Below are 13,967 nucleotides of genomic sequence, written 5' to 3' on the forward strand. Positions count from 1 at the left end.
GAAGAAATAAGCGTAAGACTAGGCATAGAAGCCAACTACTAGCGTACTGCTCGATGTAGTGTATGATAGATGGCGTCAGCAATGACGTCGGCAATATTCATAACTAAATGTAAGCGAGTATTTTGTAACACAAAATACTCCATAAAGCCTCCGACGTTGACGATGCCTGTAATATGCATATCACCGACCGGGGGCAGTTGTTTATTTACCCCTGCACCAGGCCGAACAGGCCCTTTATGTACTTGAATGTGTCCAATACTGCTGCTTTGCCCAAGGCAGGCATCAATGGCAATGATGAATGTATCGGGATCACGACCGTGTAGATGATCTATAGTGTCTTGTAAATTCATGGCGTGTACCGGATTCTGAAGCGTACCAAGTACAGAGAACGAAGTAGACTCATAACGAGCCAACTTTGTACCTACTAGTGGACCAAGGCAATCACCGGTTGAACGATCAGTACCAATGCATACAATAGTGAGTGTTTGATGAGGCTGACGCAATTGTAAATGATCCATACAAGACCGTATAAGCAGATCGCGTGCGCTCGGTTCATTATGAGCTATTTTGCAAGAGTCAATGCTGGGTGAGGAAGGATGGTTGGACAAAGGATAGGTCATCGTGCAACCTCCGTTTCTACTATATTGTAGTACTAGTATATGGTTGTAAGAGTATATTTATACTTCTGCTAACAGAAATGGTGTTAGGATAAAAGAAGGGGTATTATCATGCATACATGGAATTCGGCTGAATGGCTTATTATGGCGTTTGATTCCACACAGCAAGCGCTGCGAGCAGAAATGCTGATGGAGTATATGGATTTGGAAATTGATACTTGCCCAACACCGAAGGAAATTACAGCAGGTTGTGCGTTGTCGATTCAATTTTTAGGATTTGATTTGGGACAAGTTAAATCTCTTATCGTGGATCAGCAGGTTGAAATAAGAGGTATTTTTTATAAGGACAAAGACGAATATATTGAAATTGAAATGGATCGTGCAACCGATGAAAAAGGAGGAGATTGAACGTGAATATAGCTACAGCGAATAACACCGAGAACGTAGGAGACAACATTGAACAAACGCTGTCAGTGTTTGAAAAGTGGAAGCAAGATATATGGGCATGGCTGACCGATTTATCTACTTGGGAGGTCATGTTCGTTAGTTTCATTAAGATTTTATTTATTGTTATTTTGACGCGCGTCGTCACTAAAGTCGTTCATCGCATGATTGAGCATGCAATTTCGAAGCAGCAGCAAACCCGACTTGGAGTGAATCCAAGAAGGCTCGTTACCGTAGGGAAATTGCTTAAAAATATGACCGCATTAGCGATGAACTTCATTATGGTGTTGTTCATTTTATCGGAGTTCAACATTAACTTAGCTCCGTTATTGGCGGGTGCTGGTGTTGTTGGTTTAGCGATCGGTTTCGGGGCACAGAGCTTAGTTAAAGATATTATGACCGGATTTTTCATCATATTTGAAGATCAGTTTGCGGTTGGGGACGTTATTCGAGTAGGGCAATTTCAAGGTACGGTAGAAATGATCGGCTTACGTTCTACGCGTATACACAGTTGGACGGGAGAAGTATTCATTATTCCGAACGGTATCATTGCGGAGGTAACGAACTTCTCGTTAAATAATGCGATTGCAGTGGTTGACGTTGCTATTGCTTATGAAGAAAATGTGGAGAAAGCGATTGACGTAATGAACGAATCGTTGGCATCATTGCCGGATCGCAACGAAAACGTAGTAGGTGTACCACAAGTACTGGGCGTGCAATCGTTAGGACCTTCAGAAATAACGATTCGTATTATTGCCGAATGCCGTCCTTATACGCAGGCGCCAGTATCTCGTCAGATCAATTCTGAGCTGAAAGAGGCGTTGGACAAACACGGCATTGAAATTCCGTATCCGCGTGTCGTAACGTACCACAGACCAGAAGCAGGAGGGGTGAAGCATGGAACGTAAATCGTTTGAGCTTGGTGACATCGTGATGATGAAAAAGCCACATCCTTGCGGTACAAATGAAATGGAAATTATCCGTATGGGGATGGATATTCGTATCAAGTGCGTAGGCTGCAAGCATAGCGTACTCGTCCCGCGGGCGAAGTTCGAAAAGAGCATGAAAAAGGTGCTTCGTGCAGCTAGTCCGAAGCCTAGTGAGCGAGCCGATAGCTAGGTAACGGCTTTAAGGGTAAAAGTAGCGGGGACAAAAACGGGAAAAATTTTGCAAGTAGGATGTTGCAATACAAAAAGGTCTATGCTAAAATTAATTTTGCTGCGGAAAAGTACCCAAGAGGCCCAAGGGGGTTGACTCGAAATCAACTAGGCGTCGCGAGGCGTGCGTGGGTTCGAATCCCACCTTTTCCGCCACTTAAATATTACATTAACGCCCCTTACGCGCTAAGCGTAAGGGGTTTTTTGATTGCACCACCGCGGCCAATCACCAATCGCCAATAACTAATTACTAATAAGCAGTAACCCATAACGAAAAACGTTAAATAACAAACAAGGGACCGTCCTTGAGATCTGGTGAGATCTCTGAGGACAGTCCCTTTTCTGGTTGACGGTGCTTAATTTGGACTCAACACTTCACTGCTTTCAGATCGCTCGGTTTCTAAGATGGTCTCCCACACTTATGCGTGTTATCGACTAAATGGTCTTTAGCACAACGCCTCGCTTCTCTTATGACGTAAAGCTGATGTCTTCATCATCACTTGGTTTAACCGCCCCACTGTTCAATGGAACAACACCTCGCTTCGCACCGTCAGTAGTTATTATGAACAAATTCATTTTTTATATACATCGGTTCTAAAAAAAGTTTTAAAAATTTTAAAAATGTTCAGTACAGCATCATCAATGCGTCAAGGCATGCTTCTTCTTCTTCCACTTACGGTCTTTATTTGTTGTCTCAGGAAAAGTGTCGCCTCGGTTCAGTTTAATCTGCTTGGGATCTTGAATTTCGCTATGGAAACTGTTCTCTCCAACCTCCATATAAATAGCATCATTTGGTGCTTTGTCGCCTGGAGAATACTCTGTCTTTTCACCCATTACAAGCTCCTCCTTTCGTGTAAGTGATCATTTGACTTTGTTAGTGTCGACCGTAATGGCTCGAATCATCAGTTCCTTTACATAACAATGAATAGCAATGCTGGTCAGAACGTGAAATTAAAGTGAATGCCAACAAAATTTCGACAATAAGCATAAAGGGAATACCTAGCATAGGTTGCGCTTAGGTACAGTTTTTGATATATTAATTTAGTGCGAGTTGTCTCGCTCCTTGCTCCTGACAAACCGATCAGGGGCCTGAAGTCCAAAAGGAGGTGAAAGTGAAATGCGCAAATACGAATTGATGTACATCATTCGTCCGGACATCGAGCAAGAAGCTGTTCAAACAACAGTCGAGAAATTCCAAGGCGTCATCTCTAATGGCGGCGAAATTACGAAGCACGATGTGATGGGTAAACGCCGTCTCGCTTACGAAATCAAGAAGTTCCGTGACGGAGTATACGTTCTCGTTAACTTCACTGCAGAACCTGCAGTAGTAGCTGAAGTTGAGCGTCAGTTGAAAATTTCTGACGATATCATCCGCTACCTCGTAACGAACGCTGTAGCTTAATTGCTACAATCACACTCGGATCGTAATTAACGTCAGAAGGAGGGGATATCATGTTGAATCGCGTGATTTTAATTGGTCGTCTGACGCGTGACCCGGAATTACGCTACACACCAGCAGGAGTTGCGGTAACGCAATTTACGTTGGCGGTAGACCGACCGTATTCGAGTCAGTCTGGTGAACGTGAAGCGGATTTCATTCCAGTCGTCACATGGCGACAGTTAGCAGAGACATGTGCAAACTATTTGCGCAAAGGTCGACTGACTGCAGTGGAAGGACGCATCCAAGTTCGTAGCTACGACAATAATGAAGGAAAGCGTGTATACGTAACTGAAATTATTGCCGATAATGTTCGTTTCTTGGAATCTAACCGCGATAGCGGTGGAATGCGTGAAGATATGGGTGGCGGACAAGGTGCACCTGCACCTAGCTCGTATGGTCAAAACTCGCAGAACTCTCAAGGTTCGCAGAGTGGACAGCCTCGTGGCGGTTCGAACAACAACTATTCGCGTGGACCAGCAGCGGATCCTTTCTCAGACGACGGAAGACCGATCGATATTTCTGATGATGATTTGCCATTCTAACTTGGAAAGGACTGAAACGGAATGAGCTTCAAGCAAAATGAAGGCGGCGAGCGCCCAGAGCGCAAGTTTGGTGGTCGTAAAGGCCGTAACAAACGCCGTAAAGTGTGTTTCTTTACAGTAAACAAAATCACACACATCGATTATAAAGATACGGACTTGCTTCGTAAATTTATTAGCGAGCGCGGCAAAATCTTGCCACGTCGTGTGACTGGTACAAGCGCGAAGTACCAACGTGCGTTGACGATCGCTATCAAGCGTTCCCGTCAAGTAGCGTTGTTGCCATACACAACTGAGTAGTATTAAGAAGAGCAGCCGGTCAAACGGCTGCTTTTTTTAATGCGAATGTATAAGGTACACCTAACTAAAGCCAGCCCTCATGCACAATATGCCATGAGGGCTGGCTTTAGTCCGTTCTTTTTCCCTAAGCTCAGGCTAAGAGGAATACACGGACTAACACGAGCTAAGGGTTAGGGTTAAGCTTAGATGCCATAATACGATCAATCGTGTGATTCATACTGTGCAACGATTGTTGGAAAGCCAACAATTCCTGCTCGTCCACATCAGACATAATATGTTTCAGTAAGGTTGCAATTTCTGCATCACATTCCTTCACAAGGTCTGTCCCAGCAGGAGTTATACGGATGTTGATAACTCTTCGATCAGCCGCATTGTATTCTCTGGTCGCATAGCCCAGCTCGATCAGTTTATTGACAATAGGTGTTAGCTGCTGCTTGGACATCTGCATATGACCAGCCAACTCCGTCATATTCAGTTCAGCACGCATGTAGATCAACCACAGTGCGTGCGATTGCGATGTATTAAGTTCATGATGGATATGATGGTCAATAAACTTCATTAAATTACGCTGATTCATCATAAACAGCGACCATTCTTCAATTATTTTTCCCCAGTAGGAATCTTTCATGGTGACCTCCGCTAATTAGTTACTAATTATAATCATAAAATTTGACAGTCGAAAAAGGAAGTGATAAATTATTAATAGTAAATAATTATTTACTATTAATAATTGTTTATTATAATGCAACTGCAACGGCAAGTACTCATGACATGACACAATCCAAGTATTTTCAAATGAATGAAAGTGCGGTGGTAAAGATGAAATGGTCCGTATCAGAGCAGTTAATTCCTTATTCTTGGTTTAAGCAAATGCGTGATGAGCAGCCTATTTACTTTGATGAACAGACGCAAATGTGGAATGTATTTCGCTATCATGATATTAAATCCATCTTAGGTAATCACCATATTTTTTCTAGTCATCAAGAAAAAGAAGAATATACCCCATTTGAGGAGAGCATTTTATTTATAGATCCACCTAGGCACAAGCAATTGCGCTCTCTTGTTGCTAAAGCATTTACACCACGAGCAATTGAAGCATTAACGCCACGTATAATCCAAATTACGAATGAATGGTTAGATAGGGTGTTGGAACAAGGTACAATGAATGTTGTCGCAGACTTTGCTAGCCCATTACCTGTAACGATTATTGCGGAAATGCTTGGTATCCAATCGCAGGATAGGGACAAATTTCGTGAGTGGTCACTTGCATTAGTTACCTTCGATCCAGCGCAGATGTTGAAGCCACAGCAGGAAATGACCCCTTACTTTACTGAAATCGCAAATGAACGTCGAAAACGGCCTCAAAATGATTTAATTTCGGCTTTAGTTCAAGTCAAAGAGGAGGGAATTCAACTATCCGATGCGGAACTGATCGGTTTTTGTATTTTGCTCTTGGTGGCAGGTAATGAAACAACGACGAACCTCATAACAGCCACGCTTCTATGTATAGCTAATGAACCAGCTGCCTACCAGCAGGTGATGTCTAACCATGAGCGAATACCTTCTCTGATTGAAGAAACATTACGATATGCTTCGCCTGTCCAAAGCACACAACGATTTATTACAGAAGACGTAACCTTTCAGGGACATCCATTTAAAGCTGGCCAAACCGTTTTGACATGGCTTGCTTCCGGAAATCAAGACGAGGCCGTATTTGAGCAGCCTCACTTATTCGATATGAATCGCAGTCCGAATCCACATTTGACATTTGGGCACGGCATTCATTTCTGCTTAGGCGTCATGCTGGCCCGGCTTGAGGCTAAGATTACGTTTTCGAGCTTGCTTAGTCGTACTCGAAACATTAAAATTGCCGACCATGCCGTGTTAGAGCGCATAAACAGTCAATCCATTTTCGGTTTAACCGAATTGCCGATTACGTTCGAAGCTCAAAATTGTCCGAATTGAACCCATTAAAATAACTCCATAATGAAGGAAATTCCCCGGTTACGCACGTCGTATATAACGGGAGAATTTCCTTTTTTAATTGTGAAAATATGGACTAAACAGACCGGAAAAATGAGCCGATGAAATTTATACATTTTATTTTTGCGACGGAACCTTGTAAAATAGACATATTCTTTGTTAAAAAGTCGGGACCCTGCTCATCCTAAGCATTGAATCTACAATTGCGGGAGGGTATCAGGGGATGCCAGACTGGCTCATCGTCATCTATCGTACATGGATAGCTATGGTAGTGCTGTTTAGTTTAACAAAGCTGCTCGGCAAGCGGCAAGTATCGCAGCTGTCCCTGTTTGAATATTTGACAGGATTGACGGTGGGTGGTCTTGCTGTATTTATTTCACTAAATACAGATGGCCGTTGGATACTAGGGGTAATTTCTTTGTTGGTGTGGGTACTCACTTCATTTGGTGTGGAGTGGGCGCAGTTAAAGAGTAAACGATTCCGGGATCTATTGCACGCCAAGGGCACCGTTCTTATTCGCCAAGGACGTATACTGGAGCGCAATATGCGTAAAGAGCGATTGACCATTGATGAGATGATGATACAATTGCGAAATAAAAATGCATTCCACCTTGCGGATGTGGAATTTGCTATTATGGAGCCCAGCGGGGAAATTAACGTCATGCTAAAGTCTGCTAACAGGCCGTTGACGGTAGCCCATGCTCATGCCCATGCTCAGGCAAGTTTAACAAATGGTTATACAACTGTTGGTGCAGCAGAGGCTATATCCAAGCTCGACCTAGAATCGGAACCTGAGCCCACAATTGTCCTTATGGACGGCACGATACTAGAAGATTCATTATTCGATATTGGGAAAGATGTTGCTTGGCTGGAAGGGGAGCTAAAGCAGCGGAATTTAACACCAGAACAAGTGTTTATCGTACAAGTTGATGGGAAATTTCAGTTATATATTGATGTATATAGTCATGCAGCAGAGAGAGCGCGATTAGGCTCTTTATTATCGGACCGCCATTTGCGTGATCCTTAACTAAAGACCTGAAAACCGAACAGGAAGAAGAGGATTATTATGAAAAAAAGATATAAAAAGTGGAGCATTGCATTAGTTGTACTTGCGCTAATTGCTGGTGGAGCTTTTATTTTCCGCAATCAGTTGGCAGTGTTCGCATTTGATATGTTCTTCTCCGATAAAGTGGAAGAGACGCTTAATGAGTCATACAAACCGATTGAAGGTAAGGAAGAAGTTGTTCGTCAAATTACAGAACCATTTTCTATCTTGCTAATGGGTATCGATCAGCGGAGTAAAGAAGTAGGTCGTTCAGACACGATGATTTATTCAGTCGTTCGTCCGCAAGACAATAAGGTGCTGCTCGTTTCAATACCGCGTGATACGTATACCGAAATCATAGGTAAAGATTATAAAACAAAAATTAACCACGCGTATGCATTTGGCGGCGCCAAGATGAGCATAGACACGGTTGAGAACTTGCTGGGACAAAAGGTAGACCATTATGCAACGGTTAACTTTGAAGGGCTTAAAGATGTCGTGAACGCACTAGATGGAGTTAAACTACCTATTACAGAAGATATAGTAAATCGTGATCCTAACCATGAGAAATTCCGCATTGAGGGCAACAAGCCCATTTATGATGGCCAAGAAGCCTTGTATTATGTACGTTATCGCGAAGACTCGGATATGAATCGTACAATGCGTCACCGTATCTTTTTGGATGCTCTCATGAATCGCGCAATCGAACTGGACAAAATCGGAAGGCTTCCTGAACTTATTAATATTATGGGTCAAAATTTTACTACCGATATGCGTCCTAAGTATATGATTGATTTAGCGAAAACGATGCTATCCAAAGGAAGCATTCCTTCGATTAGCAACTACATGTTGCACGGTAGTGGAAAAATGATGAGCGGCGGTTGGTATTACCTTCCGCTCGAAGAGGATATGGAGTACGTTCAGCAGCTTATCGCCAATTGGATGAACCCTAATACGGATGTGTCACAACTGATGCAACCACGTCAATTGCAACCCGAATAATCGAAAACCAGCTGCTTCGGTAGCTGGTTTTTGTTTTTCATGGGTAAAATGTGTTAATTTAATGATAGGGATATTGAACGTTATGATAGGTATCCCTGCTTGATTCAAGGAGGAGACCTGACGGATGAATATTGCTTTTTTCTTATTGCCGAAACACGAAGTTGTCTGTTTGCCGATTAGTGCCACTCTGCGCCAGACGTTAGAGCGAATGGAACATCATCGCTATACTTCGGTGCCGATCTTAAATGATGAAGGGGAGTATATGGGGACCGTTACAGAAGGGGATTTATTATGGCATATGAAGAACTCAGCAGGGGAAATTACATTTGAGGATGCTTCGAAATATTTGCTCAAAGACGTGCCGCTCAATATGCGTAATAAACCAGTGCGCATTGATTCTAATATGGAAGACTTAATTAAGCTGGCGAAAGGACAGAACTTCGTGCCTGTTGTGGACGATATGAACCGTTTTATCGGTATTGTACGTCGTAGTCAAATTATTGAGTATTGCGAGCAGTTCGTAATGAAAGCATTAGACCCCATTTAATTTATGATATAATGGAGAATACATTTATTTTAGAAATGTAAGAGGTGAACATTGTTGAAGAATCGCTGGTCTTCCGTAGCATGGGCCGTTGCAGCTCTTGTGCTGCTATTGTCTATATCACATCCGATACAGGTGTTGACGATGAGCTTTATGGCGATACCAATCGTTATGTTAAGCACCATGCTATCTGTAGGAGCGTTGGCTCTGCATTTGGTGGCATTGCTGGCAATCGTCTTTATGCTGTTTGGGCAATTAGGTTCCGTAGCTGTGTTACAATCGTTATATTTTATTATTCCAGGTATCGTACTTGGACAAATGTTTAAACGGAAGCGTCCAGCATGGAATTCTTTTTTAGCTGTTACGATCACGTTTTTAATTCAGTCGTTGTTGTTATTGGCCTTTGCTTCAGTTGTGCTCAATTTCAATCTCACCACGTATATTACGGAAGCAGCAGAGCAGTTTTCAAAAAGTCTTGAGCAATCAGGTGTCGCAGGCGTCATGCAAGGTGGATTCTCATCCGAGCAAATTGCTCTTTACGCCAAAATAGTAGGAAGCATGCTGCCGTTTTGGTTAATCGGTATTTCCTTATATATGGGGACGATTACGTATGCCTTCAGTCGTCTGTTATTGGCCGTGCAAGGTATAGATGTAAATAAGCTAAAGCCGGTGCGTGAATGGAGACTGCCGAAGTCGCTTATTTGGTACTACTTGTTTGCCGTTATTTTAAGGCTTGCTACACCAGTATCAACAGATAGCTTTTTGACGCTCATTTTGTTCAACTTGGAACCGTTGTTGGATTTGGCTTTTGCCGTGCAGGGTATCTCCTTGTTGTTCTTCATAGCTCATGAAAAGAAGTGGAAAAAGGCGATTCCAGTTGTCATTGTCGTGGTCGGCATCTTATTGCTGTCGCCGCTTATGATATCTGTACTGCGCATTGTCGGAATGATCGATTTACTCTTTCCGTTGCGTCAAGCGATCTCCAAACCAAGAACATAGGGTGAGGTAGGCATGCCAAAATTGTTGTTCCAACGCTGGTACGCCAAGCACACAGGTTGGACGTTCGTTCTATTGCTTGTGCTAACTGTGGTATTAGCCATTTTTAATTGGGCGCTAGCCATGCTTGGGCTGATTGCTACTGCTGTATTGGCGTCAGCATCCCTTAAAGCAGAACGTAAGTTTCGCGAGGAAACTGAGTCATATTTAGAAACATTGGGCTATCGGATTCAGCGAGCTGGCGAACAGTCGATTGTAGGGCTCCCTTACGGTATCGTCCTCTACGGTGAGGATCGTAAAGTAGAGTGGCACAATCCGTATATGGAGCAGCTGTTAAATCGCAAGGATATTAACGGCAGCGAGCTGACAGCCGTATTCCCACAACTGCAAACCAAAGAGATGGATGGTACGATCGAGCTGTTCTTAGCAGGTCGCTTTATTCAAGCGACGATCGTGCGCGAAGAGCGCATCGTTTACTTTACCGACGTTACGGAGCTATGGGCGCTGCGTAAACGACTGGATGAGGAGCGCATCGCGGTTGGTACAGTCGTTATGGATAACTTGGAGGAGTCGACGCAGGGCTTAGACGATCAGCAGCGGTCGGTTTTGCTTGCTCGCGTGACATTTATTATTACCGAGTGGGCTAGCGAGCACGGTATTTTGATGAAACGCTTATCCTCCGATCGGCATTTCATGGTGATGAATATGCAGACATTGAAATCGTTGGAGCAGACGCGATTCGTTGTACTGGATGAAGTGCGAGAGATGACGCTTGATAACAAGCTGCCTGTGACGCTTAGTATGGGCTTTGCCGCGGGTGCATCAGGCTCGTCAGCTGCAGGTGCATCTGCCTCTGTAGCGAATAACGCTGACGACAGCACGGGGATTGAAACGATTGCGGAGCTCGGCCAACTGGCCCAGTCCAGCTTAGATATTGCGCTTGGCCGTGGAGGCGACCAGGTTGCCGTCCGTGTAGGCCAGCGGCTATCTTTCTACGGCGGGAAGTCTAACGCCGTAGAGAAGCGTACACGCGTGCGTGCGCGCGTCATCTCTCATGCGCTCCGCAACTTTATTAAGCAGAGCGACACGGTGCTCATTATGGGGCATAAGCTGCCTGACACCGACTCTGTCGGTGCGGCGCTAGGCGTATTGAACGCATGCCGCACGCTTGATAAGGAAGCGTATATCGTGCTTGAGGAGAGCAATCCGTCCATTGACCGACTTGTTGCCATGCTCAAGAAAGACGAGATATTGTGGTCGCGTTTTATAACGCGCTATGAGGCCATGGAGATTGCGACGAAGGATAGCTTACTCATCGTCGTAGATACGCATAAAGCAGCGATGGTCGAAGAGCCTCGCTTGCTGCAAGCGACGGATCGGGTCGTTATTATCGACCATCATCGTCGAGGCGCCGAGTTTATTCAGGATGCCGTGCTTGTATATTTGGAGCCATATGCATCTTCTACGGCAGAGCTTGTGACCGAGCTGCTGCAATATATTGATACAAGCATTAACTTGAGTGTGCTTGAAGCGACTGCATTGCTGGCAGGTATTACGGTCGATACGAAGCATTTTGCCTTGCGTACCGGTTCACGCACGTATGATGCGGCGGGATATTTACGCCGCCAAGGCGCTGATCCGCTCCTCATTCAGCGTATGCTGAAAGAGGACCTTGATCAGTACATTGAAAAGGCGGATATTATCCGCCGTGCGGAAACGCTATACGGGCATATTGCTGTAGCTGTAACCGAGCCTGGCCGTAAATTTTCACAGTTGCTCATTGCACAGGTAGCTGATACGCTGTTAAATATGACCGACGTATTGGCCTCGTTCGTTATTAGCGAACGACCAGATGGATTAATAGGAATTAGCGCTCGTTCGCTTGGTCAGATGAACGTGCAAGTCGTTATGGAGCGACTTGGCGGGGGAGGACACCTGACGAACGCAGCCGCACAAATTCAAGGCACATTAGCGGAAGCGGAAGCGAAGCTTAAACGTGTGCTTGAGGAAATAGATGCCGAAGAGGGGTTGTTCGAATGAAAGTCATTTTGTTGCAGGATGTTAAAGGGCAAGGTAAACGAGGACAAGTTAAGGAAGTATCCGAGGGTTACGCGCAAAACTTCCTCATCCCGCGCGGCTTGGCGCGTCTGGCGACAGACGGCAATATGAAGACCCTTGACCAGCAGAACAAAGCTGAAGATAAGCGTAAAGCACAAGAGAAGGCAGACGCTGAGGCACTTGCTGCGAAGCTGAATGAAACGACAGTCGTATTGAAAGCAAAAGCAGGTGAAGGTGGCCGTTTATTCGGGGCTATTACATCGAAGCAGATTGCTGAAGCATTACAACAACAAATGAAGCTCAAAATAGATAAGCGTAAGATTGAATTACAGGATTCAATTCGTTCGCTCGGTTTTACAAATGTATCGATCAAGTTGCATCCTGAAGTAAAAGCAACGACAAAGGTACAAGTAACGGAGGAATAAGCCTATTATGAACGACTTGTTTGCCGATCGGATTCCGCCGCAAAATATGGAGGCTGAGCAAGCAGTGCTCGGCGCCATTTTGCTGCAGTCTGAAGCGATGATTACAGCGATGGAGCGGGTGCAGTCAGTCGATTTTTACAATCCAGCTCATCAGATGATCTATGAGGCCATGATTGAGCTTGGAGAAGAGAATCAGCCGATAGACCTCGTCACGCTAACGGCTAAGCTGCAGGACAAGAAGCAGCTGGAAGACATCGGCGGCGTGTCTTATTTAACGAAGCTGGCGAATGCTGTGCCAACAGCGGCTAACGTTGATTATTACGCTGAAATTATTGAAGAAAAGTCGATGATGAGGCGTCTCATCAATACAGCCACCCAAATCGTTAGCGAAGGCTACGCGGGTGGGGAAGACGTTGCTGGAATGCTGAGCGATGCTGAGCGTCGTATTTTGGAGATATCCAATCGACGTTCATCGAGCGGCTTCATTGCGATTAAAGATGTACTCATGGAAGTGTACGAGCGTGTTGAGTTCCTGAACACGCAAAAGGGCGGCACGACAGGTATTCCATCCGGATTTCCGGATCTCGATAAGATGACGGCGGGCTTTCAGCGCAATGACCTTATCATTGTGGCTGCGCGTCCATCTGTAGGTAAGACAGCCTTTGCCTTGAACGTCGCTCAGAACGTAGGCGTACGCGCGAAAGAAACGGTTGCCATCTTCAGCTTGGAGATGTCAGCGGCACAGCTCGTACAGCGTATGATCTGTGCCGAATCGAACGTCGATGCAACCCGTTTGCGGACAGGGCAACTGGAGGACGACGATTGGGAGAAGCTAACGATGTCTATTGCTGCCTTGTCTGAGGCAGAGGTATACATTGACGATACGCCAGGCGTAACGGTGGCTGATATTCGTGCGAAGTGCCGACGTTTGAAGAAGGAACGCGGCTTAGGCATGATCTTGATCGACTACTTGCAGCTCATTCATGGGCGCGGCAAGGCAGGCGAGAACAGGCAGCAGGAAGTATCCGAAATTTCACGTACATTGAAGCAAATTGCCCGTGAACTTGAGGTTCCTGTCATTGCACTATCGCAGCTGAGCCGTGGTGTTGAGCAGCGCCAAGACAAACGACCAATGATGTCTGACTTGCGTGAATCGGGTTCGATTGAGCAAGATGCTGACATTGTTGCGTTTTTGTACCGTGATGATTACTACAATCAGGACACGGAGAAAAAAAATATTATTGAAATTATTATCGCTAAGCAGCGTAACGGACCGGTCGGTACGGTTGAGCTCGTGTTCTTGAAGAACTACAATAAGTTCGTGAGCTACGAGAGGAATCATAATGACCCTTATGCGGGATAATAATATCACAGTACCATAAAGAAGCGAACGTCAATTTCCGAACATTAAATAAT

At 44.8% G+C, this 13,967-nt stretch carries 17 protein-coding genes and 1 tRNA gene; 15 read left to right on the forward strand and 3 right to left on the reverse strand.

Translation table 11 applies throughout. The features are described from left to right. Positions 1–38 precede the first annotated feature (38 nt). Positions 39–620 (reverse strand): spore protease YyaC, encoded by a 582-nt coding sequence (yyaC, locus tag KIK04_RS10385; protein ID WP_269671017.1) that lies wholly within the window; start codon positions 618–620, stop codon positions 39–41. 108 nt (positions 621–728) lie between these two features. On the opposite strand from yyaC, the gene KIK04_RS10390 reads away from it, so the two are divergent. The 4 genes from KIK04_RS10390 to KIK04_RS10405 all read left to right on the forward strand — a co-directional run bounded on the left by KIK04_RS10390 (position 729) and on the right by KIK04_RS10405 (position 2,374). Further along, positions 729–1,025 carry a putative Se/S carrier protein gene (locus tag KIK04_RS10390; RefSeq protein WP_232278159.1) on the forward strand — a complete coding sequence of 99 codons (297 nt, stop codon included), beginning with the start codon at positions 729–731 and terminating at the stop codon, positions 1,023–1,025. A gap of 2 nt (positions 1,026–1,027) precedes the next feature. Further along, the gene (locus KIK04_RS10395) at positions 1,028–1,969 is read left to right on the forward strand and encodes a mechanosensitive ion channel family protein (protein ID WP_232278160.1); all 942 of its coding nucleotides are present in this window, start codon (positions 1,028–1,030) and stop codon (positions 1,967–1,969) included. Continuing rightward, entirely contained in the window at positions 1,959–2,180 is a 222-nt protein-coding gene (locus KIK04_RS10400; protein ID WP_232278161.1) for a DUF951 domain-containing protein, read from the forward strand. The genes KIK04_RS10395 and KIK04_RS10400 overlap by 11 nt, the downstream gene beginning before the upstream one ends. A gap of 103 nt (positions 2,181–2,283) precedes the next feature. Continuing rightward, a tRNA-Ser gene (locus KIK04_RS10405) sits at positions 2,284–2,374 on the forward strand. 483 nt (positions 2,375–2,857) lie between these two features. Here KIK04_RS10405 and KIK04_RS10410 read toward each other — a convergent pair. Beyond that, a complete protein-coding gene (locus KIK04_RS10410; RefSeq protein WP_232278162.1) occupies positions 2,858–3,052 on the reverse strand; it encodes a YjzC family protein in 195 nt (64 codons plus the stop codon). A 283-nt stretch (positions 3,053–3,335) separates the two neighbouring features. On the opposite strand from KIK04_RS10410, the gene rpsF reads away from it, so the two are divergent. From rpsF to rpsR, 3 genes are read left to right on the forward strand one after another with little or no spacing between them, the layout of a single operon-like run. Beyond that, a complete protein-coding gene (gene rpsF, locus KIK04_RS10415) occupies positions 3,336–3,620 on the forward strand; it encodes a 30S ribosomal protein S6 (protein WP_232278163.1) in 285 nt (94 codons plus the stop codon). Positions 3,621–3,670: 50 nt separating this feature from the next. Next, positions 3,671–4,201: a single-stranded DNA-binding protein gene (gene ssb / locus KIK04_RS10420; protein ID WP_232278164.1), complete on the forward strand. Its 531-nt coding sequence runs from the start codon at positions 3,671–3,673 to the stop codon at positions 4,199–4,201. Positions 4,202–4,222: 21 nt separating this feature from the next. Further along, positions 4,223–4,498: a 30S ribosomal protein S18 gene (gene rpsR / locus KIK04_RS10425; RefSeq protein WP_232278165.1), complete on the forward strand. Its 276-nt coding sequence runs from the start codon at positions 4,223–4,225 to the stop codon at positions 4,496–4,498. Positions 4,499–4,661: 163 nt separating this feature from the next. Here the strand turns inward: rpsR and KIK04_RS10430 are convergent, their stop codons facing one another. Then, entirely contained in the window at positions 4,662–5,126 is a 465-nt protein-coding gene (locus KIK04_RS10430) for a MarR family winged helix-turn-helix transcriptional regulator (RefSeq protein ID WP_232278166.1), read from the reverse strand. Positions 5,127–5,269: 143 nt separating this feature from the next. On the opposite strand from KIK04_RS10430, the gene KIK04_RS10435 reads away from it, so the two are divergent. From KIK04_RS10435 to dnaB, 8 genes are all read left to right on the forward strand, one after another. Next, positions 5,270–6,463, forward strand: coding sequence for a cytochrome P450 (locus tag KIK04_RS10435; protein WP_232278167.1), 1,194 nt, complete (start codon positions 5,270–5,272; stop codon positions 6,461–6,463). 241 nt (positions 6,464–6,704) lie between these two features. Continuing rightward, on the forward strand, positions 6,705–7,508 hold the full coding sequence (locus KIK04_RS10440) for a YetF domain-containing protein (RefSeq protein WP_232278168.1): 804 nt from the start codon (positions 6,705–6,707) through the stop codon (positions 7,506–7,508). Between the two features lie 39 nt (positions 7,509–7,547). Then, positions 7,548–8,528 carry an LCP family protein gene (locus KIK04_RS10445; RefSeq protein ID WP_232278169.1) on the forward strand — a complete coding sequence of 327 codons (981 nt, stop codon included), beginning with the start codon at positions 7,548–7,550 and terminating at the stop codon, positions 8,526–8,528. Between the two features lie 124 nt (positions 8,529–8,652). After that, on the forward strand, positions 8,653–9,075 hold the full coding sequence (locus tag KIK04_RS10450; RefSeq protein WP_232278170.1) for a CBS domain-containing protein: 423 nt from the start codon (positions 8,653–8,655) through the stop codon (positions 9,073–9,075). A gap of 54 nt (positions 9,076–9,129) precedes the next feature. Then, positions 9,130–10,071, forward strand: coding sequence for a DUF2232 domain-containing protein (locus tag KIK04_RS10455; protein ID WP_232278171.1), 942 nt, complete (start codon positions 9,130–9,132; stop codon positions 10,069–10,071). 12 nt (positions 10,072–10,083) lie between these two features. Continuing rightward, positions 10,084–12,108 (forward strand): DHH family phosphoesterase, encoded by a 2,025-nt coding sequence (locus tag KIK04_RS10460; protein ID WP_232278172.1) that lies wholly within the window; start codon positions 10,084–10,086, stop codon positions 12,106–12,108. Then, a complete protein-coding gene (gene rplI, locus KIK04_RS10465) occupies positions 12,105–12,551 on the forward strand; it encodes a 50S ribosomal protein L9 (protein WP_232278173.1) in 447 nt (148 codons plus the stop codon). Before KIK04_RS10460 ends, rplI begins: the two co-directional genes overlap by 4 nt. Before the next feature lie 7 nt (positions 12,552–12,558). Beyond that, positions 12,559–13,914, forward strand: coding sequence for a replicative DNA helicase (dnaB, locus tag KIK04_RS10470; RefSeq protein ID WP_232278174.1), 1,356 nt, complete (start codon positions 12,559–12,561; stop codon positions 13,912–13,914). Positions 13,915–13,967: the final 53 nt, after the last annotated feature.

It is taken from the genome of Paenibacillus sp. 481 (assembly GCF_021223605.1).
In the GTDB taxonomy this organism is placed as follows: domain Bacteria; phylum Bacillota; class Bacilli; order Paenibacillales; family Paenibacillaceae; genus Paenibacillus_B.